The sequence below is a fragment of the Pseudomonas sp. MS646 genome (assembly GCF_036693845.1).
In the GTDB taxonomy this organism is placed as follows: Bacteria; Pseudomonadota; Gammaproteobacteria; order Pseudomonadales; family Pseudomonadaceae; genus Aquipseudomonas; species Aquipseudomonas chlororaphis_E.
Genome location: NZ_CP144763.1, coordinates 3191837 through 3212437, shown reverse-complemented (window position 1 = coordinate 3212437; position 20601 = coordinate 3191837). Strand labels below are relative to the sequence as shown.

The window sequence follows — 20601 nt, the reverse complement described above, 5'->3', positions numbered from 1 at the left end:
CTCGATGGTTTCCGATACAACCGTGAACACAGGGCTCTATTGCGCGGGCAAGAGGATCACGAAGTTCTTTTTCATGTCTTCCAGCACGGTCCATGTCCCCTTGGCGCCCGGTTCGATAATGAACGTGTCGCCAGCGGCCAGTGTGAGCGGGGCGCAACCTTCAAGCTCGATGACGCAGCGCCCACTCAGGACATGGCAGAACTCCCAAACCTTGTAGTCGATGCGCCACGCTCCGGTACTGGCTTCCCATTCTCCGGAAATGCGACCTTGCTGTTCATCGTGATAGTACTTGGACGTCAGCGTGTGAGGGGTGCCTTCCAGGACTTCTTCAAAAAAGGGAAGGTCGCGCACCGGTTGGATATCCAGTTCGCGGAATACGGTCAGTTTCTTGTTCATGGTTTTTTCTCGAGCACGTTTTGGGTAGGGCGATACATCAAGTAGGCTTCACCGGTTACGCCCAGCATCGGGTGCGGAACGATCTGGCAGGTTTTAACAATTTGAAAACCATGCCGTTCGTAGAATCGGCGGGCACCGTGGTTTTCTGCATAATCGATCAGGCATAGCCCCTCCAACCCAGAGTCTTCGGCGCGCTGCTGGGCGTGGCGAAGAAACTTGACGCCCAGCCCCTGGTTTCGCCAGGCCTCGTCCAGAGCCAGGCTGGATATGTACAAGGTATCGGGTATTTCCATGTCGGAATAAGGCGCGAGGACCGGGTCGGTCTCGACAGGCCCGTCAGGGGTCGCGCGCAAGACATAGCTATGCATCATGCCGATGACACGCCCTTCGAAAGTGGCCATCAGGCAGTTCTTGTAGGAAAAGTCGCCGTGTTCCCTGGAATAGCGAGACGCACCGACACTCAGCAATGCTTCTCCCGGTGCGGCAAGCTTGCTCCATATGTAATCGGCCATGCCCTCCGATGTCAGTTGAAAGAAGCGCGCAATATCGTGCGCGTCCGAGGCTTGAGCGGGTCTGAAGTCGATAGGCATGTAGGGTGCTTCCATGGGATCGGGTGGTTAGTTTTTAAGGATTACGCCTTTGACAGGGTGGCAGGGTAGGCGGTTTGAGCGGCCCCCATCATGCTCTGGGCGAACACCATCAGCACGGCGTGCGACGCCGCCCCATGCTCAAATACACGTGGCAGTAAAATGGATGCTTCAATCGCCAATCTTGGAGGGGGATTTGCCGACCTTGCTCGATGCCCTGACTTCCAAGCATAGATCAGGGACTTCGCCGTCAGCGTGTTTGCTGGGTTCGGTTGGTGACGCTCGATTACAGGCTGTCGGGGGCGCCGAAGAACATTTTGACTAGGCTCTAGGACGACTTCTCAGCGATTCAAATAGAGGGCTGTCTCTTTGTTACAGCCCTCCAGCGCAGAGGGTTCGTTAGAGCAGCTCAACCGAATTGGTTTGCCGATTCAACTGCGGTTTCAGGCTTCCACCTACGTGTTAACTGATAAGCAATTGCCAGCCATATGAACCACCCCGGCATGACCAACAGGGCAACGCGGGTGTCAGGTCTTAATGCCAGCAGGCAGAGAACGAAGCCCAGAAAAGCCATTGAGAACCATGCCATTGGAACGCCGCCGGGCATCTTGTAAGCAGATTTGGCATGAAGCTCAGGACGCTTTTTGCGGTAGGCAATGTAAGACGCGAGAATGGTTGACCAAGTGAAGATCACCAGGATCGCAGACACGGTGGAAACGATGGTGAATGCCGTCATGACTTCCGGAACGATGAACAGCACGAGCACACCCAGCAGCATCAATAGTGTTGTGAAGGCCAGGCTCAGCAAAGGCACGCTGTTGCCTGATAGACGCCGAAAAATACCCGGAGCGTTGTCTTGATTCGCCAACCCGAACAGCATGCGGCTCGATGAAAATACACCGCTGTTGGCCGATGAGGCCGCCGAGGTCAGGACCACGAAGTTGACGATACCGGCCGCTGCGGGGAACCCGGCGACGAGGAACAGTTCGACAAAAGGGCTTTTGACGGGGGAAACCTGTTGCCACGATGTCACGGCAATAATGCAGCTCAGCGCGAGGACGTAGAACAGGATGATCCGCAGCGGAATAGAGTTGATGGCTTTGGGCAGGGTCTTCTCCGGCGAGCGGGTTTCAGCGGCGGCGGTGCCGATCAGCTCGGTGCCGGCGAAGGAGAAGATCGCCATTTGAAATCCGGCGAAGAAGCCAAGCAATCCGTTAGGGAAAGCCGCCTGTTTGTCCACCAGGTGACTCAGGGATGCGGTGACACCACTGGGGGAGACGAAGGAGCTGACAATCAACACGGTGCTGACGCCGATCAGGGTCACGACGGCAATGATCTTGATGATCGCGAACCAGAACTCCACCTCACCGAACAGTCTGACCGTGAGCACATTCAACGCGAACAGTGTCGCCAGCATGCCGACGGCGGGTATCCATGCCGGCATATCCGGAAACCAGTACTGGAAGAATCCGCCGACCACGACGGCGTCGCCGATCACCGCTACGCTCCAGCTCAGCCAGTACGACCAGCCGAGAAAGAACGCTGCGCGCGGGCCGAGGTAGGCGCCGGCGAAGTCAGCAAAGGTTTTGAAGTTGAGGTTGGACAGGAGCATTTCGCCCATGGCGCGCATGACGAAAAACACGAACAGACCGATGATCATGTAGATGAGGATGATCGACGTCCCGGAGAGGGCGATAATTTTCCCAGAGCCCATGAACAGGCCGGTCCCGATGGCACCGCCCATGGCCATCAACTGGATGTGACGATTGCTGAGCGTGCGCTGCAACGCGGGCTGTTCAAGCAGCCCGGAAGGGTTCGATTTCATTGCAAAACCTCTTGATTTTATGTTTTTGAGTTTTGGCAGAAAGTAGGTGTCGAGCGTTTTTGTTAGAGAAGCAGCGGCTAATCAAGACGATGCTTGGAGGGTGAATGGCCCCTCGCCAAGTGGCGAAGAGCGGTCATCACCGATCAACTGACGGTGCGTAGACGCGAGGCTTTGGCCGGTGGCGGATCCAGCAGTTGGAATAGATTTTTGATGTTGGCCGGCGTCGGGACCAGGTGGACACGCTGGCCGATTTGCTGTGCCTGAGCCAGGTCGTTGAGATAGCGCAGTGACGAAAAGTCTTCCAAGGCAAAGCCCACCGAATCAAACACCGTCACTTGCATATCGTTTTCGCGTCCGGCCACTTCGCCCTGCACAATCTGGAAAAACTCTATCACCGGGGAGCCGGCTTCCAGTTGCTGGATGTCGCCCTCAATGCGAGTTTGCGGCTCGAACTCGACGATGACCCGGGCGTTGCGCAGGATGTCGGCGTGCAGTTCGGTTTTACCAGGGCAGTCACCACCGACCGCATTGATGTGCATGCCGGGCTCGATCATCTCGGGCGTCAGAATGGTTGCGTAGGCTTTGTCGGCGGTGACTGTGGTGACGATGTCCGCGCCCTTGACCGCGTCCTTCACCGAGCTGGCCAGAATCACTTCGATGTCTGGGAACGCCGCGAGGTTGTGCTTCAGTTTGAGGGACGCTTCTTGATCGATATCGAAAATACGGATTTCGTTGACGCCCAACATTTCATGAAAGGCCAGCGCCTGAAATTCACTTTGGGCACCATTGCCGATCAGGGCCATCGAGGTCGCACCGGGGCGAGCCAGCGATTGCGCGACCAACGCGGAGGTGGCTGCTGTGCGCACGGCGGTGGTCAGGGTGAGTTCGCTGAGCAGGGTAGGATAGCCACTCTGCACATCCGCCAGAAGTCCGAAGGCCATGACCGTCAGTAAATTCTGCTGGCCGTTGTTGGGGTGGCCGTTGACGTATTTGAACGAGTACTGCTGGCCATCGTCGGTCGGCATCAACTCGATCACGCCGTCTGTTGAGTGGTTGGCCGTGCGCGGTGATTTATCAAACTGCGCCCAGCGTGCGTAGTCGGCTTCGATGTAGCCCGCCATTTCGCGGATGGCGCGGCGGATACCGACTTGGGTGAACAAGCGTGCAGCATCATCGACATCTATAAAAAGCGTCATGTTCTTATTCTCCGATCCAGGCATTGAAAGGTTGTAGAGCGTGGGGGGCTCAGCTGCGTTTGCTCTCGAAACCGTGCAGTACGTTGACGGCATTGATGCCGATCTCATCGACCATGTAGCCGCCCTCCATCACGAACAGGGTCGGGCAGCCGACGCTCGCGATCAGTTCACCGATGCCAATGAAGTCTTCACTTTCCAGTAGGAAGTGACTGATGGGATCGTCCTTGAAGGTGTCGACTCCCAAGGAAATCACCAGCACTTGCGGCGAGAACTGCTGGAGTTTTTTGCAGGCATGGAGCAGGGCGTTGCGATAGCTCTCCCAGGTGGTGTTTTTCGGCAGGGGATAGTTGACGTTGTAACCCTCGCCGGCACCTGCGCCGACTTCGTGGCCGTAACCCGAGAAATACGGGTAGGACACCGCCGGTTCGCCGTGCAGCGACACGAACATGACGTCGCTGCGCTGATAAAAAATGTTCTGCGTGCCGTTGCCGTGATGGAAGTCGACGTCCAGCACCGCGACACGTTTGGCGCCTTGGGTGATGGCCTGCTGCGCGGCAATGGCGGCGTTGTTGAGGTAGCAATAACCGCCCATGTATTCGCGTGCGGCGTGATGACCAGGTGGACGGCATAGGGCGAAGGTACTGTCGTGGCCTTCATCGAGCAGGGCCAGGCCGGTGAGGGCGATATCGGCGCTGGTTTTCACGGCTTGCCAGGTCGTTGCGGTAATGGGTGAGCCAGCGTCCATGGCATAAAAGCCAAGCTTGCCATCGATGAACGTTGGCACCTCTTCGCCGGCCAGATCGCGCACCGGCCATACCAGCGGCAAGGCATCGTGAGTGCGACCGGTTGCGCACCATTCGCTCCAGGCATTTTCCAGAAAACTGACGTAGCGCTCGCTGTGCGCGTTGACGTAGCACGAGCGATCAAAAGCGCGCGGTTCGATGATCTGACCAAGTCCAACCTGTTTGACGCGGTTGTGCACCGTGTCGGCCCGACTCGGCTGTTCGAAAGACGGTTTGAGCGCGCCGTCTTTCAATTCGGTGCCGTGGTGCAACCGGTGGGAATCACTGAAAACTGTAAACATTCTGCGCATCCGTTAATGTGAGCCAGTGCAAATATTCTGTTCCGGCATGGCTGCGCTTTCTTTGCTTTCTTTCCACGATTTGGCGGATTATTCGGAAGTTTTTACTAAGGAGTGGTTTCATGCAGAAAAAAATATCCAAGCGCATCAGTCTTGATGAAACCGATCTGGCTATTCTTGAGTTGTTGCAGGAGGACGCGAACATTTCCAATGCCGAACTCAGTGAACGGCTGTCGTTGAGCCTTACTCCGTGCTGGCGGCGGCGCAAGCGAATGGAAGAGGCGGGTGTCATCAAGGGCTATCAAGCCAACCTTGATCGGCGAATGCTCGGGCTGGATATCATGGCATTCGTGCACATTCGCTTTTCCACCCATGCCGATCACGCTCCGGACGCCTTCGAGGCAGTGATTGCGCAATTGCCAGAGGTATTGGCTTGCCACAAGATCACCGGAGATGCCGACTATGTACTTCAAGTGTTGGCCGAGGATCTTGATAGCTATAGCGACTTTATCGAGCAAGTGCTGAGGCGCCAGGTCGGCATCGCGTCTATTCAGTCGAGTCTGGCTTTGCGCGAAATCAAAGCGGGTAGCCGTATGGCCATACCCAAATTGAGCAAGGATTGAAGATCGGACGTTCTGGGCTGAACAAGGCTCTAAAACCTTCCCGCCACGTCCGTCGTCATAAGTATCTGCTGAAAGCGCTTCCATATGCGCCAGTTAGCTGAGACGAAGCGCAAGCTGAGCGTTAGATAAAAGCTCCACATTACGTGATCCCTGGCTTAATACACCTGCTCCCGCGAATGGCAGCTTTCGGCCCAGGCTGCGTGAAAACGCACTCAATACGTCGAGGGTTGAGAACTACGGGCGCTCCTCGCGAAGGGTATCAACCCCATGTTGGCCGCAAATATAAGCGACACGCTGCGGCTGTGAACAACATCACTGGACAAGTGAGCACGCAAGTAAGCTAGGCTGTTCGCGCGACAGGTCATCGGCATTCGACGGCCTGAAAAATAAGGCGCTATCAATGTCGAAGCATTTGCTGTTGGGCTGGACCCTTTCCTTGTGCGTGCTTACTGCCTTGAGCGGCTCGGCCACCATGGCAGTTGCTGCCTCGTCTAACGCTACGGCGGTATCGGACACGCAATCGGTGTCCCTGGCAGGCGGCAAGCTGAACTTCGTGCTGGAAGGCGTCGAGGCCCGTATCTTGAACAGCGAGAACGGCGGCACGATGTACTTCGATCCGAAAAGCGAGCGGGCCATCATTGTTACCGAAGGTCCGGCGCCGACTGCGGGTACCACCCCGGACGCTGCGTTTCGCATTGCCGTGGATACCTTGAAGGATAAGCAGCAGGCCGCCTCACCCAACTTTCGCATGACGAGCGAGAAGACCATCCAGGTGAACGGCTTGAGGATGTACCGCCTGGACGGCACCGACGATTTCAACGGCCTGAAACTGCTGATGGCCTCGCTGATGACGATGAGCGATCAGAAGATCACCATCATCGAAGTGATGTCCAGCGAAAACGACCCGGCCGGCCACACCGCTGCGTTGAAGAACATTCTGGGCAAGTAAACCGCAGGTTTCCGGATAGTAGGCTGTCGGCTCCCGACGGTCTGTCTATCACCAGGAACCCACATGATCTCGTGCGCAAAGCTTGCCCAAATCGGTGTCGCGCTCCCCGAACCGCTCGCGCCGCGCGGCGACTCTGTACCCGACGTGGTGCACCGCGGGGTGGTCTACGTCAGTGGCCAGCTATGTTTTTATGGAATTCACTGGAACTCCATTTACAAGCTATCGGGGTCGCCGAAGAACATCTGAATCCGCGACCGCAACCAACGCTCCCCTGGGTCGTTGTCCTGGGAGCCGCGCCAGGCCATGTGCAGTTCGAAGCTGCGCACCGGTATCGGTGGGTCTTCGGCGCGCACGCCGCCGGCGGCGGTGAGGGCGTCGGCGGTGTAGTCGGGCACGGTGGCGATGATGTCGGTGCCTGCCAGCAAGGTGCTCAAGCCGTTGAACTGCGGTACGGCCAATACCACGTGGCGCTTGCGCTCGAGCTTTTCCAGTTCTTCGTCGATAAAGCCGCTGAGGTCGCCGGCGAAGGACACCAGCGCATGGGGGCGGGCGCAGAACTCGTCCAGGGTCAGGCGTCCCGGCGCGGTGTCGGCCCGCAGGACCTTGGGCATGCTGCGCCGCAAGACCTTGCGCTTGGCGTTGGCCGGCAGGTCGTCGGTGTAGCTGACGCCGATGGAGATTTCCCCGGAGGCCAGCAGTCCGGGCATCAGGATGTAGTTGACGCGGCGTACCACCAGCACGATGCCGGGGGCTTCGGCCCGCAGGCGCTTGAGCAGCATCGGCAGCAGGGCGAATTCGGCGTCGTCCGACAGGCCGATCCGAAACACCGAGGTGCTGGTGGCCGGGTCGAATTCCGCGGCGCGGCTGACCGCCGTGGAAATCGAATCCAGGGCTGGGGAGAGCAGGGCGAATATCTCCACCGCCCGGGCCGAAGGCTCCATGCTGCGGCCGGTGCGCACGAACAGGGGGTCATCGAACAGGCTGCGCAGGCGTGACAGCGCGGCGCTGATGGCCGGCTGGCCGAGGAACAATTTCTCGGCCGCACGGGTCACACTGCGCTCATGCATCAGTGTTTCGAACACGATCAACAGGTTCAAGTCGACACGCCGCAGGTCATTACGATTCATCTGGGGTCCTGGCTGATTCGGTAAGCTTGACGTGGGCGGCCATATGGCAACAATGGCCGGCATGAATCTTACGGGGAAAGGCTGGTACTCTGCACTGGCTAATTCGGGTTTCCCAGGGATAAAGCCGACAGGAACGGTTCATTTTCTTGCTGCGGAATCAATGACAGGCATGTCGACTATTAATAGCCACTGATGGTCTTGGGTACAAAGCCCGGATAGAGTTCATGGCATTAGAGGTTACTTTGACGAGGTTTGCGATGTCCCGCACGATCCGTTTTCACAAGTTTGGTGGTGCCGAGGTGCTCAAATGCGAAGAGCATGCGGCGGCTCTTCCTGCGCCAGGAGAAGTGCAGGTCCGTGTCGAAGCGATCGGCATCAGTTGGTACGACACCTTGTGGCGCCAGAACCTGGCTTCGTCCCAGGCCCGCCTGCCTTCCGGGTTGGGCCATGAGATGGCCGGCGTGGTCACGGCCGTGGGCGAGGGTGTCGACGACCTGGTCGTGGGTGACAAGGTCGCCAGCTTTCCGGCCGAGAGCCCTAACGATTATCCGGTGTACGGTGAAGTCATCGTGCTGCCGCGCACCGCGCTGACCCGTTACCCTGATGTGCTCAGCCCGATCGAGGCGGCCGTGCACTACACGCCGTTGCTGATCGCCTACTTCGCTTACGTCGACCTGGCGCGGGTCAAGCCGGGGCAGTTCGCCCTGGTCACCGATGCCAGCCACTGCGCCGGCCCGTCCTTCGTGCAACTGGGTAAGGCCCTGGGCGTGCGGGTGATCGCGGCGACCAAGACGGCCGACGAGCGTGAATACCTGTTGTCCCTGGGGGCCGAGAAGGTCATCGTCACCGAGGAGCAGGACTTGCTGATGCAAATCAACAAGCTGACCGACAACCGTGGCGTCGACGTGGTCTTCGACGGCCTCGGCGGGCCGCAGATGTCGCTGCTCGGCGATGTGCTGGCACCGCGTGGCAGCCTGGTGCTGTATGGCCTGCAGGGCGGCAACCAGACGCCGTTCCCGGCGTGTGCGGCGTTCCAGAAGAACATCCAGTTCTTCGTGCATTGCATCGGCAACTTTACCGGCAAGCCGGAACTGGGCATCGTCCAGGACCAAGTGGCTTTGCAACGGGCCCTGCGCGACATCAACCAACTGACAGCAGACCGCGTGGTGGTGCCCCTCAAGACCCGGATCTTCCCATTCACCGAGTTTGTCGAAGCCCATCGCTACATGGACGAATGTCCTTGCCGCGAACGTGTTGCCCTCCAAGTCGTCGATCCTGCCTGATCGACGCCTCGCGCAAGAGTCAGTGTCCCGGCTCTTGCGCTGCCTACGGCCTGAGCGCCTGCCTTTCCTTCCTGTGCTGCCGGTCTCGTTGCCGGGTACCTGCCTGCCCAAGTGCCCTGGCTGGGGCCGTCTCTTTCTGATCTGTTTGCCCGCCCGCATCTGAACTGGTTTTTGTCCTTAATCTGTATCTTCCAATCATTGTTTAAGTCCTGATAATTGAACGCTTGTTTTCGTCTCAAGGAAGAAGTCGTGGCGTGGTATAACTTTTCCGAAGGGGGTTGCCCTTCAAATTATAATCAAGGTGCATTGAGCCTTACTTGGTGTAAGCCTATCTACCGATCGTCAATCGTGCCGGTTGTAGTGGGGCGTCGATTCAAGTTCGGCAAGTTCCTTATTTCATGTGCTCATTGTCTGTGGGACGTTGTCGGAAATCTCCTAGGACGTGCTAGGGGATCAACCACGTCCAGTGCCCATGCGGCTTTCAGGGGCGGGTTGAAGGCGGCGAGCGAATCCGCAAACGTATGTATCAAATAATGACAGCAAGCAAGGCTTGAATGTACTGCTAATACTCTTTGCAGCACTAGAACAATCTATCCAGATCAATACGTCGCTCGGCCCGTGGGTGCGAAGGCGACGCCGACCGTTGAATTTCCAGGTAAATGGCTATGAGTGCAATCCATGAGCAAGCAATGACTCACGTGTATCAACAAGTATTGCAGCGACTGTTGGGTTTTTATTCCCGGGCAGAACGAACCGCATTGCAGTTGTTGATCCAGCGTTTAATTGTCGCCGCCGGAGGCATCGATCGGATGGGTGATTATCGCGTGTTGACAGTGCAGAACGGCAGCCGGGATGGCTTCTATGTGCTGACGGCACTGCGAGCCGCACAGTTGAGCATCGCAGGCCGGCATCCAGCGACCTTCGCCTTGCGCGTGGCCACGCCTCGCCTGAGCCAGACCACCCAGGCCACCCTGGAAAACATCCATCGCTGCTACAGCGCGCTGTTCGTCTATGACGACCCTCGGGTCGAGCTGCTGATGGCCGATAATCGCGAGGTGGTGCCGTTCAATCACACGCAGCCGCTGTCGGTGGCGGGACACGAAGCCAATCGCATGGACATGCTGGTGCTGGGGCACCTGCGTTCGGTGGACAGCCCCCTGGAGGTCGGGGACGAGGGTTACCTGGCCATGGCGGAGTTCTATCGGCACATGGCGCGCTGGGAAGCGGGGGTGGACTCACTGGTCAGCAGTGATACGCCGCGCCAGCAGAAAAACTTCATGTCGGGGCTTCGGCGCGCGGCCGGCAAGATCGGCCTGGTGGCCGACAGCGGCAACGGTTTCGACAGCCTCTTTGCCCAGTTGGATACCCTTGGCAGCGAGCTCTATGGGCAGGTCTACGGTCCCGAGCACTTGGTCCCGTGGCAGCCGGAAGGTCACTTCGAGGCCTGTCGGCGGGTGGGGCACATCGGTATCGATGACTTGACCGTCGATCGTCTGGAAGGCACCAATTGGCCTTTGTTCAATGAATTCCTGCGGGTGCAGACCGAGAACCTCATTCCGTCGACGTCCGAGAACGAATACCTCAGCCCGCTGCTGTCGGCGCACTTGCATGGCTTGCAGGCCTGCTATCTGCATGGGCGCAGCTATGAAGCCGGGTATGGGGACTACGCGCAGCGCGCGGTGATGATCATGCACCGCAAGCAACTGCCGGAATACGCCTGCGAGCAGGCGCAGGCGATGTTCGGCTCGCCCCTGCAAATCCCGCAGCGCCGTGTCCAGGCCGCCCAGGAGGCGCAGAAAATCATGGGGCTCAGCGAAACGCAGTTGGTGTGCATGCTGTTTGCGCCGTTCGTGGAAGAGGGGGCGGGCCTGGAGCATTTCCTGCGCTGCTGCCACCCGGGCATGCTGGTGGCGATGCCGGACCTGCACAAGGCGATGCAGGGCGCGGCCATTGCCGACCAGGTGGCACATTGGATGGTCGATGTCAGCGGTTTGCCCATGGACGTGCTCGGTACGTTGTATCGGTCGAGCGTCACGCGCTCGGAACGGCTGGAAAACCAGCCCGAACATGACCTGCAACAGGCCTTGGACGGTGTCGACGCGGCACAAGCCGAGCAGGGCGATGATGACCTGTGCGAACGCTCGGCCCGGCATTGAGGAGCGAGGCTTGATGGTTTCCTGCACCCTGCTTCCCGTCATGCCGCCGGGCGCTGCGGCACGGCCGGGCAGGGCTCGCCGCCTGGGCCTGATGCCATGAAGGGCTGCCGGGAGACAGACTTCGCCTACCAGGCGGTTTATCGGTACCTGACCACGCTGATCAACGAGATGGGGGTCGATGCCCGGGTGCGCCTGCCGTCATTGCGGCAATTGTCCGAGCGCCTGAACGTGTCGATTTCCACCATCCAGTACGCGTATTCACTGCTGGAAAAGGAAGGCCGGGTCTACTCGATCGCCAAATCCGGCTACTACGCGTTGCCGGTGCCTTGCGTCGCAAGCCTCGAGGGCGGTGACGACCTGCTGGAGCGCTTGTACGTCAATGTGCGACGGCCGGGCATGCGGGTGCTCAGTGCCGATGAACCGGCGTCCATGCAGCCGCTGGACAGTCCGCTGTTGCTGCTCGAACGCGAGTTGCTGCGCCAGTACCCGCGTTCCCCGCAAATGCCCTCGCAGCCTTGGGGTGAGCTGGAGTTGCGCACGGCGCTGGCGGCCCGCTACACCTCTTCGCCGGCCCGATGCTGGAATGCCGACGATGTCTACCTGGGCGCTGACCTGCGGGGCGTCCTGGAGATCCTGATCGCTGCGCTGGCGCTCCGGGACGCCACTGTATTGATTGAATCACCCTGCGACTGGACGGTCCTGCGCCTGCTGCAGGCGGCCGGGGTCAACGTCATCGAACTGCCGCTGCAGGCCGCCGGGGGTTTCGATCTTGAACAGCTCGAACACTTGCTGGTGAACGAAACGGTGTGCCTGGTGATGCTGTCTTCGATCCTGAACATGCCCAGGGGGACCCTCGTGCCTGACGAGAACCGCCGTGCCGTCGCCCGGCTGCTGGAGCGGCACGGGACCTGGGTGTTGGAGAACGACAGCTATACCGACCTGGCGTTCGAAGCCGGCACCGTGCCGTTTCGCGACCTGCTCGACCCCGATCGGCTGATCGTCTACTCCACTTTCGAGAAAACCATCGGCCCGGAAGCACCGTATGGCTACGTGCTGTCGCGCCAGCTGACCCTGCATCTGCAGCGCCATTTCCTGTTACGGGCTTTTCGCCTGTCACCCATTCGCCAGAAAGCCATCGCCCGTTTGTACAGCAATGGCAGGGTCGACCAGCACTTGCTGGTGTTGCGGCGCCTGTTGCGCGACAGCGCCGTGTCGGCGAACCAGCTGTTGCGCGAGCGGCTGGGGGACAGCCTGCATTGGCCTGAGCCCCAGGGCGGGGCGACGATCTGGTTGCAGTCGACACGGCAGGTCGACCTGCGGCGGGTGTTCCAGCGGCTGCTGGCCCAGCGCATCGTCATCGCGCCTGGCGAACTGTTCAGCCTCCAGGGGCTGTATGGACAACATCTGCGCCTGACGCATGCCCTGAATGGCACGCAGGACCTGGACGCGGCACTCTGCGCACTGGCCGATGCCCTGCGGCTCGAACCCGCGTAATGGCGGGTGATGGATCGAACCCATCGCGCCATGGTCGAACTGTCAGTAAACTGCATCCCATTTCCCGAGCCACTCTATCCAGAGGTTTTGCATGACAGTCAGTCCATTTGCGGGCAAGCCGGCACCGGCAGAGTTGTTGATCGATATCCCGCGACTGGTGACGGCCTATTACACCGGCCGCCCCGACGCATCGGTTGCCACCCAGCGCGTGGCGTTCGGCACCTCCGGCCACCGTGGCAGTTCCTTCGACCTGGGGTTCAACGAGTGGCACGTGCTGGCCATCAGTCAGGCGATCTGCCTGTACCGCGAAGCCCAGGGCATCACTGGGCCGCTGTTCATTGGCATCGATACCCACGCGCTGTCGACACCGGCAGGCGCAAGCGCGCTGGAAGTGTTCGCCGCCAACGGCGTGACCGTGATGATCGCCGAGGGCGACGAATACACCCCGACACCGGCGGTTTCCCACGCCATTCTTTGCTACAACCGTGGCCGCACCACGGGGCTGGCGGACGGTATTGTCATCACGCCGTCCCACAACCCGCCTCAAAGCGGTGGCTACAAATACAACCCCACCAACGGCGGCCCGGCCGACACCCACATCACCAAATGGATCGAGGCCAAGGCCAACGAGCTGCTGGCCAATGAGTTGGCCGGGGTCAAGCGCATCAGCTATGAACAAGCCCTGAAGGCGAGCACGACCCACCGTCACGACTACGTCAACAGTTACGTGGCCGATCTGGTCAACGTCATCGATTTCGATGCCATCCGCGCGGCGGGTCTGCGCCTGGGCGTCGACCCGCTGGGCGGTGCCGGGGTGCGCTACTGGCCGGCGATTGCCGAGCACTATCGCCTGGACCTGGACGTGGTGAACACCCAGGTCGACTCGACTTTCCGCTTCATGACCGTCGACTGGGACGGGCAAATCCGCATGGATCCATCCTCCAGCCACGCCATGCAAGGGTTGATCGGCTTGAAGGAGCGTTTCGACGTGGCCTTCGCCTGCGACCCGGACCATGACCGCCATGGCATCGTCACGCCGTCCGGAGGCCTGCTGGCTCCCAACAACTACCTGGCGGTGTCCATCGACTACCTGTTCCAGAACCGGCCGCAATGGCGCGCCGATGCGGCCGTGGGCAAGACCGTGGTCAGCAGCGGCCTGATCGATCGCGTGGCCAAGCGCCTGGGGCGGCGCCTCTATGAAGTGCCGGTGGGCTTCAAGTGGTTTGCCGATGGCCTGTTTGACGGCTCCCTGGGCTTCGGCGGTGAAGAAAGCGCTGGCGCATCGTTCCTGCGCAAGGACGGTGGCGTCTGGAGTACCGACAAGGACGGCCTGATCCCGGCGCTGCTGGCGGCCGAAATGACCGCTCGCACCGGTCGTGACCCCAGCCAGGCTTACCGCGCCCTGACCGAAGAGTTGGGCGAGCCGTTCTCGGTGCGCGTCGACGCCAAGGCCAGCCCGCAGCAGAAGGCATTGTTGAGCAAATTGTCGCCGGAGCAGGTGGCGTCCACCGAACTGGCCGGCGAGAAGATCCAGAACATCCTCAGCCACGCGCCGGGCAACGACCAGGCCATCGGTGGGCTGAAGGTCATGACCGAAAACGGCTGGTTTGCGGCTCGTCCGTCGGGCACCGAGGATATCTACAAGATCTACGCCGAGAGCTTCATTGGTGAAGATCACCTCAAACAACTGGTGGCCGAAGCGCAAACCCTGGTGGACGGGGCGATCTCCGGGCAGTGAGTGGGGCGTTCATGCCTGTGGAAGATGACTTCCCCAGGCATGACGCCAATCCGCCTCCTGTGGGAGTGAGCTTGCTCGCGAAGGCGGTAGTACATTCAACAGAGATGTCGACTGAAGCACCGCCTTCGCAAGCAGGCTCGTCCCTACACAAGCCTTTAAAGCTCCAGATACCTTTCACTTCATCGCCTAACCCCATGACAAATAAGATTTCTGGTGGAACCTGACGGCAAATGCAGACACCATGTCTGCCATGTTTCAGAACACCGGAGTTCCTACGCGTGTCGCAACACACTCCCGATCTTCCTCCCGATCTCTTGCCTCTTGCGCAGATGCCGTGGCTTAAACGCCTGGCGGCGCGGTTTTTTGGTCATGGCCTGACACGGCTTCGAGCCCAGCACCGCAGTTCCTGGCTGCACGGCCAGGCCGACGGGTTTCGCAGCGGCCATACCGCCGGTTTTGACTATGGCTATAAAGAAGGGCTGGAAGATGGACGTCAGGTCCTGTTGATCCGTGATTCCCGCAGCACGGAGCACCCGGCCCCGCAGGTCGATGACTCGCTGTTCGATGACTGGCGCCTGCCGTTGAACGCCGAATTGAAGAAGCGTATCAAGGCCGATGTCGCCCGGTTGCTGCCGGCCCATGGGCAACCCAGCGCCGCGCAATGGAAAATGATTTTCAGTGACACCCCCTCGACCTCGGTGGTCGCCGGGGCGGGCGCGGGCAAATCCACGACGCTGGTGCTGCGCATCCTGTTGCTGGTGCATTACCTGGGTTTCGAATTGGACTCGATGACCGTGGTGACGTTTACCCGGGAGTCGCGCAAGGACTTCATCCAGAAGCTGATCGACGTATTTGGCCTCTGGGGGCGTGCGATCAGCCTCAAGCAGGCGCGTGATCTGGTGCGCACCTTCCACTCGCGGATCTTGCCGATGGTCCGCAGCCTGCCCGGGTTCGAGCGCCTTCAAGCGTTCGAGGCCCTCAGCCACCGCGAGGTGAATGACGACGATGGGCAGGGCAACCCCTTTGATTTGCGCATCAATGATGTCCAGCGCCAGCATCTCAATGCCTGCTACCACCGGCTTTACCAACGGGACGAGCGATTTCGCGAGCTGATCAAGCCGCTGTCCCGGCATGCGCTGCAACTCAAGGAACTGGAGCGCGATCACCCGGACGTGCAAAAACGTGTGGCCGTGACCGAGTTGGCGGCCCAGCGCGATGAGGCGTTGTGTGACGCGATCGAAGACTTGTGGGTGCGCGCCGGCGCCTGGCCTATCAAAGGCGTCGAGTCGAAGCGGCAAGCCTTTGAAATCAACGGCTCGACCTTTCGCTGCCACGGCTACATCCCGTCCTTGGATGCTTGGGTCGTGCTGGGTTTCGATCCGCGGGAAGATGCTCGCCTGAGCCGTCCGGGGGCCAAGCTGAGTGTGCGCGCCGAGTGGGCGGTAAAGCGCACCTTATTTCAAGCTTTCTGTCGTAAGCCTTTGATTTGGATTGAAAGCTATGAGTCATCCAAGCGTGTTCTGGCTTCGCTGGCGGGGGATGCCAGCGCCGGTCCCGGCTTCGATTACAAGGTCAAGGGCGAACTGGCCTCGGCGCCGTTGCTGGACTGTTTTGTCGCCGCCGCAGGTTTTATCGAGAACCTTGGCCTGGATGTACCGGATGCCGTGGGGCGGATGTCGTTTGCCCAGGATGACCCTGACCGTTACTTCTTCGAGGCATTGAGCCGCTACTGGCGGGCGTTCGAGGATCACCTGCTGGACCAGTCGCCACCGATCATGACCTACAACCGGATGTTCGCGTTGTTCAGCGAGCACACGCCGGAAAACTTCAAGCTATTGAGCGACAGCATGCTCAGGCCCCTGTCGCACTTGATGATCGACGAGTTCCAGGACGTTTCGCCGCAAATCGTCTCCTGGTTGCGCGCCAGCCTTCGCGAAGTGCGCAGCCGAGGCCCGGCGATGCACGTGGGGCGCGGCGCCCAGCGTTCTTCGTTGCTGTGCGTCGGTGATGATTGGCAATCGATTTATGGCTGGCGCGGCAGTTCGCCAAGCTTTTTCATGGCGTTCAACAAGCAGTTCCCGTCGCCGGCGACCACGCGGGTGATGCTGACCGATAACTACCGCAGTCATCAGCACATCATCGATGCCGCCGAGCACATCGTGCGAGCGGCCGCCGCGATCCCCGGGAAAAAGGCCAAGGCGAGCGGCCAGCCTCGATCGTTGAGCCCGGTCAACGTGTTGGATCGGGATGACGAAGGCCTGGCTCGGCGGCTTGAAGAACACTATCAAAAGGGCGATTCAATCTTGATGTTGTATCGAAAAAGCAGCGATAAATCATTGATTGAAAAGTATATTTCGCCAACTGTTAATGTGGATTCTAGCTTGCCGCACGAAACACGACGGCTCAGGCAAATGACCTATCACAGCGCCAAGGGGTTACAAGCTGATGCGGTGTTCCTGCTAGGCGATTGCCAGCACCTGACCCGCTCGCCCTACAAGAACCAGGTCTACCGAATGGCCGGGCTGGGCCACGACGGCGATACCGAACCCTACGACACTGCGCAAAAGGACGAGATCCTGCGCCTGGCGTATGTGGGCATCACCCGCGCGGTGCAGCACTGCTACTGGTATGTCGATGCCCCGGATGGCCAGGCGGCGAACGCCCCCAAGGCTTCGGATCGTATCGGCACGGGCAAACCGTTCTTTGCGGACCATCGGCGGGCCCGCAATGGTTGAGGCAGGCCAAGTGGGCGGTGAGGAGCAACTGCAATCGGCTCGGCCCCTGTGGGAGCGGGCTTGCTCGCGAAAGCGGTAGATCAGACAGTAAGAGGGCGGCCAAGCTGACCCCTTCGCGAGCAAGCTCGCTCCCACAGGGGGGTTAGGGGAACGCGATGGCTGTGACGCGACCCGCTCCAACTGGTGGAGCGGGTGAGTTGATCGGTCAGGAAGCAAACCTGCGCAAGCCAACCGGTGGCACGAAGGCTTCCAGCTCGGCTTCCACTGCTTCAATGATGCGCTCCACATCCGGGGCGTTCATCACGGTTGCGCAGGGGATGCCGGCGATGGCGATCATGGTCTCGCCACTGGCACGGTCAAACAATCGGGCGACCATGCTGCCGGGTGCGTCCATGCTGGCTTCAAAGCCCATTGGATGAAAGTGCCAGCGCATCAGCTGGCAGGCGTTGGGGAAGGTAACCTTGCTGAAAGATCCTTTATTCATGTGTTGCCCACCTTCTTCAATCGAGCGCTTCCTTTTGCTCATGTCAGGAAGGAAGAGCCATCTTGGCCCTACCAGTGAGAACTAAAAATAGCACCTGAAAATGAATGTCATGTGGCTTTTTTCAGTCCGTTTAGCGATTGGTTCAATTCTTTTGATCTGCATCAAGGCCTAAACGGTAGATTCTGTTTTGCCATCATGCTTCGGGCAGGCCATCCTGAACCTCGCGCAAGGGCTCTGGCGCGCGGTATTTGAAGGCGATGAGCAGGGCCAGGACGACCAGGGCCAGCGCGACGGCGAAGGTGGTGTGCAGGCCGCTTGCGATCGCCTCGGGGCTGGCATTGCCGATATCAGGCGTCGCCGACGCATGGGCGAATACCGCTCCCAGCACCGATGCCCCCGTGAAAAAGCCCAGGTTACGCGACAGGTTGAGCAGGCCGGCAATCACGCCTCGCCGGTGGGCGGCCACATTGGCCATCACGGCGGTGGTGTTGGCCGTCTGGAAGAAAGCGTAGCCGAGGGTCGTCACCACGATGGCGCCAAGGTAGCCGCCGATGCCGAGCGCCGGTGAAACCAGCGACAGCATCAGGCTGCCAAGGACCATGGTGGCCAGTCCCGCCAGGCGCATGGGGCGCACACCAATGCGGTCGGTCAGGCGCCCGGCCGGGACGCCGGCCAGCGCGGCCACGCAGGGACCCACCGCCAGCACCAGGCCGACGAGTGCCGCCGGCAAGCCAAGGGCGATCGACAAGTAGAAGGGGCCGACCAGCAACGTCGCCATCATCACCGTGGCGACCACGGCACTCGTTGCCAACCCGGACACCAACAGGCGGTCCCGGAATGCGGTCAACGGGATCAGCGGCGAGACGGCCCGGGATTGGACCCACACAAACAGCCCGACGCCCAGGGCCGCAATCAGCAACAGCACCACATTCCGCCCGCCAAAGTCGCCACGCCCGGAGGTCATGGCCAGGGCGTAGGCACCGAGGGTGGCTGCCAGCACCAGCGTGCCGTAGACATCGAAGCGCGCGCCAGTCGCCTGGGGTGGTCGCACCGGCAGCGAGCGCCAGGCCAGTACCAGGGTAAGCACGCCGAGGGGCACATTGATCAGAAACAGGGCCTGCCAGCCAAAGCCGCTGATCAGTGCTCCCCCCAGGCTCGGCCCGAGGGCGGTGCCCACCGCCGACAACGTTGCCAGCAAGCCCATGGCGCTGCCGGTCTTGCCCTGGCTGACGGTGTCACTGGCCAGGGCCAGGGTCAGCGTCATCATGATGGCGGCACCCAGGCCTTGCAGGGCCCGACTGGTGAGCAGCCAGCCTAGCGAAGGCGCCGCGCCGCAGCCTGCCGAGGCGGCCGTAAACAGCGCGATGCCGATCAATAACAGTCTGCGCCGACCCATCAGGTCCCCCAGGCGCCCGACGCTGACAATCAGCGTGGTTATTACCAGTAGGTACGCCAGCACCACCCACTGGACTTGCTGGAAGGATGCCTCGAATGCCTGGGCCAGGGTCGGCAAGCCCACCGTGGCGACACTCGCGCCCAGGGACGCCAGCAGCGTCGAAAGCGCCAAGCTGGCCAAGGCCCCGCGCGAGGCAGAGGGAAGGGGGTGGGTGGTTGTCGGCGGAACATGGGTTTTCATTGGGTCACCTGTGTCTGCGGCCTTGAACGTGGCGCTGTCAGAACGTTACGCCTGGGCATAACATGGCGGAAGACGCAGCGTTTGCACGTTATAGCTGCACCCAACGCCATCTATTTACGCTAGGGCCCTGCCATGTCCGTTCCCGACCTCAATTTGCTCGTCACCCTGGATGTGCTGCTGTCCGAAGGCAGCGTGGCCCGTGCGGCGCGAAGACTGCGGTTGAGCCCGTCGGCGATGAGTCGGGCGCTGGCCCGGTTGCGCGAAACCACGGGGGATCCGCTCCTGGTCAGGGCCGGGCGAGGGCTGGTGCCAACGCCCCGTGCCCTGGCGCTGCGCGAACAGGTCAGCCATCTGGTTCAAGAGGCCCAGGCGGTGCTGCGGCCGGTCGCGACGCCGGACCTGGGTCAGTTGAACAGAACCTTCACCTTGCGCACCCGCGAGGGCTTCGTCGAGAACTTCGCCATCGACCTGATTGCCCGCATCAACGAGCAGGCGCCCGGCGTACGCCTGCGTTTCGTGGAGAAGGCCAATCGCGACAGCACGGCGTTGCGCGAGGGTACCGTGGACCTGGAAACCGCGGTCGTCGACAAGGACACCAGCCCGGAACTGCGGACCCAGGCGCTGTTCGGTGATCGCTTGATCGGGGTGGTGCGCGCCGGACACCCGCTGAGCCAGGCCGTCGTCACTGCCGAGGGCTATGCGGCGTGCGGGCATATCGGGGTTTCGATGCGTTTTCTCGATCAAGGGCCCATCGACCGGATCCTGGAACCATTGGGCCTGTCGCGGGACATTGTCACCACCGTGCCAGGCTTTTCGTCGGCGTTGGGGCTGGCCCGCTCCAGCGACCTGGTTGCCAGCGTGCCGGCGCGCTACACCGCCAGCCTGCGCATGGGCATGCACAGCTTCGCGCTGCCGTTTCCGGTGCCTGAGTTCACCATTGCCATGCTGTGGCACCCGCGTATGGATGCCGACCCGGTGCATCGCTGGCTTCGGGGCTGCCTGCGGGAAGTGTGCGCGCGCAAATCCATGGCGATTTAGTAGATATTGATTAATAGCATTTCGCTGGCACTTAGTTGGCGTAAGTGCGGCTTTCGGGCAAATTGTTAGTTGTCGCTATTTAATATTTAAATAGAGTTTTGTCCGACAATCGGCATTCGAATTTTTAACTAGTGAGTGCGTAACGGGCGAAACCTGTTGTTTGTGGGCATGAAGGCTGGGAACAGAAATTGACCTCGAAAAAACTGCTAGACGTTTGATTTCCAATTGTGTCAGGTTTCTTACGTCCCTCATT

General features: G+C 60.3%; 16 protein-coding genes. 8 read left to right on the top strand and 8 right to left on the bottom strand.

What is annotated here, in order from left to right:
• Positions 1 to 36: 36 nt before the first annotated feature.
• From V3H56_RS14195 to V3H56_RS14175, 5 genes are all read right to left on the bottom strand, one after another.
• Positions 37 to 396, bottom strand: coding sequence for a cupin domain-containing protein (locus V3H56_RS14195; protein WP_042730651.1), 360 nt, complete (start codon positions 394 to 396; stop codon positions 37 to 39).
• The gene (locus V3H56_RS14190) at positions 393 to 986 is read right to left on the bottom strand and encodes an N-acetyltransferase (protein WP_338473476.1); all 594 of its coding nucleotides are present in this window, start codon (positions 984 to 986) and stop codon (positions 393 to 395) included. Before V3H56_RS14190 ends, V3H56_RS14195 begins: the two co-directional genes overlap by 4 nt.
• A 406-nt stretch (positions 987 to 1392) precedes the next feature.
• Positions 1393 to 2808 (bottom strand): amino acid permease, encoded by a 1416-nt coding sequence (locus V3H56_RS14185; protein WP_338473475.1) that lies wholly within the window; start codon positions 2806 to 2808, stop codon positions 1393 to 1395.
• Positions 2809 to 2951: 143 nt separating this feature from the next.
• On the bottom strand, positions 2952 to 4004 hold the full coding sequence (locus tag V3H56_RS14180) for an ornithine cyclodeaminase (protein WP_338473474.1): 1053 nt from the start codon (positions 4002 to 4004) through the stop codon (positions 2952 to 2954).
• 49 nt (positions 4005 to 4053) lie between these two features.
• Positions 4054 to 5088, bottom strand: coding sequence for a histone deacetylase family protein (locus tag V3H56_RS14175; RefSeq protein ID WP_042730647.1), 1035 nt, complete (start codon positions 5086 to 5088; stop codon positions 4054 to 4056).
• 119 nt (positions 5089 to 5207) lie between these two features.
• Here V3H56_RS14175 and V3H56_RS14170 point away from each other — a divergent pair, with 119 nt between their 5' ends.
• Together V3H56_RS14170 and V3H56_RS14165 are read left to right on the top strand one after the other, a co-directional pair.
• Positions 5208 to 5708, top strand: coding sequence for an Lrp/AsnC family transcriptional regulator (locus V3H56_RS14170; RefSeq protein ID WP_024778535.1), 501 nt, complete (start codon positions 5208 to 5210; stop codon positions 5706 to 5708).
• Positions 5709 to 6108: 400 nt separating this feature from the next.
• Entirely contained in the window at positions 6109 to 6657 is a 549-nt protein-coding gene (locus V3H56_RS14165) for a hypothetical protein (RefSeq protein ID WP_338473473.1), read from the top strand.
• A gap of 212 nt (positions 6658 to 6869) precedes the next feature.
• Here V3H56_RS14165 and V3H56_RS14160 read toward each other — a convergent pair whose 3' ends face one another.
• Entirely contained in the window at positions 6870 to 7784 is a 915-nt protein-coding gene (locus tag V3H56_RS14160) for a LysR family transcriptional regulator (RefSeq protein WP_042730644.1), read from the bottom strand.
• Between the two features lie 257 nt (positions 7785 to 8041).
• On the opposite strand from V3H56_RS14160, the gene V3H56_RS14155 reads away from it, so the two are divergent.
• From V3H56_RS14155 to V3H56_RS14135, 5 genes are all read left to right on the top strand, one after another.
• Positions 8042 to 9067 (top strand): zinc-dependent alcohol dehydrogenase family protein, encoded by a 1026-nt coding sequence (locus V3H56_RS14155; protein ID WP_042730643.1) that lies wholly within the window; start codon positions 8042 to 8044, stop codon positions 9065 to 9067.
• A 665-nt stretch (positions 9068 to 9732) separates the two neighbouring features.
• Positions 9733 to 11223, top strand: coding sequence for a hypothetical protein (locus tag V3H56_RS14150; protein WP_338473472.1), 1491 nt, complete (start codon positions 9733 to 9735; stop codon positions 11221 to 11223).
• A 96-nt stretch (positions 11224 to 11319) separates the two neighbouring features.
• Complete coding sequence (locus V3H56_RS14145) at positions 11320 to 12717, top strand: PLP-dependent aminotransferase family protein (protein ID WP_338473471.1); 1398 nt, start codon at positions 11320 to 11322, stop codon at positions 12715 to 12717.
• A gap of 91 nt (positions 12718 to 12808) precedes the next feature.
• Positions 12809 to 14455 carry a phosphoglucomutase (alpha-D-glucose-1,6-bisphosphate-dependent) gene (pgm, locus tag V3H56_RS14140; RefSeq protein WP_053144664.1) on the top strand — a complete coding sequence of 549 codons (1647 nt, stop codon included), beginning with the start codon at positions 12809 to 12811 and terminating at the stop codon, positions 14453 to 14455.
• 278 nt (positions 14456 to 14733) lie between these two features.
• A complete protein-coding gene (locus V3H56_RS14135; RefSeq protein ID WP_338473470.1) occupies positions 14734 to 17190 on the top strand; it encodes a UvrD-helicase domain-containing protein in 2457 nt (818 codons plus the stop codon).
• Between the two features lie 205 nt (positions 17191 to 17395).
• Here V3H56_RS14135 and V3H56_RS14130 read toward each other — a convergent pair whose 3' ends face one another.
• A complete protein-coding gene (locus V3H56_RS14130) occupies positions 17396 to 17674 on the bottom strand; it encodes a DUF1652 domain-containing protein (RefSeq protein WP_003201764.1) in 279 nt (92 codons plus the stop codon).
• Positions 17675 to 17867: 193 nt separating this feature from the next.
• A complete protein-coding gene (locus tag V3H56_RS14125) occupies positions 17868 to 19310 on the bottom strand; it encodes an MFS transporter (RefSeq protein ID WP_338473469.1) in 1443 nt (480 codons plus the stop codon).
• A gap of 132 nt (positions 19311 to 19442) precedes the next feature.
• Between V3H56_RS14125 and V3H56_RS14120 the strand changes: the two genes are divergently transcribed.
• Complete coding sequence (locus tag V3H56_RS14120; protein ID WP_338473468.1) at positions 19443 to 20348, top strand: LysR family transcriptional regulator; 906 nt, start codon at positions 19443 to 19445, stop codon at positions 20346 to 20348.
• Positions 20349 to 20601 lie beyond the last annotated feature (253 nt).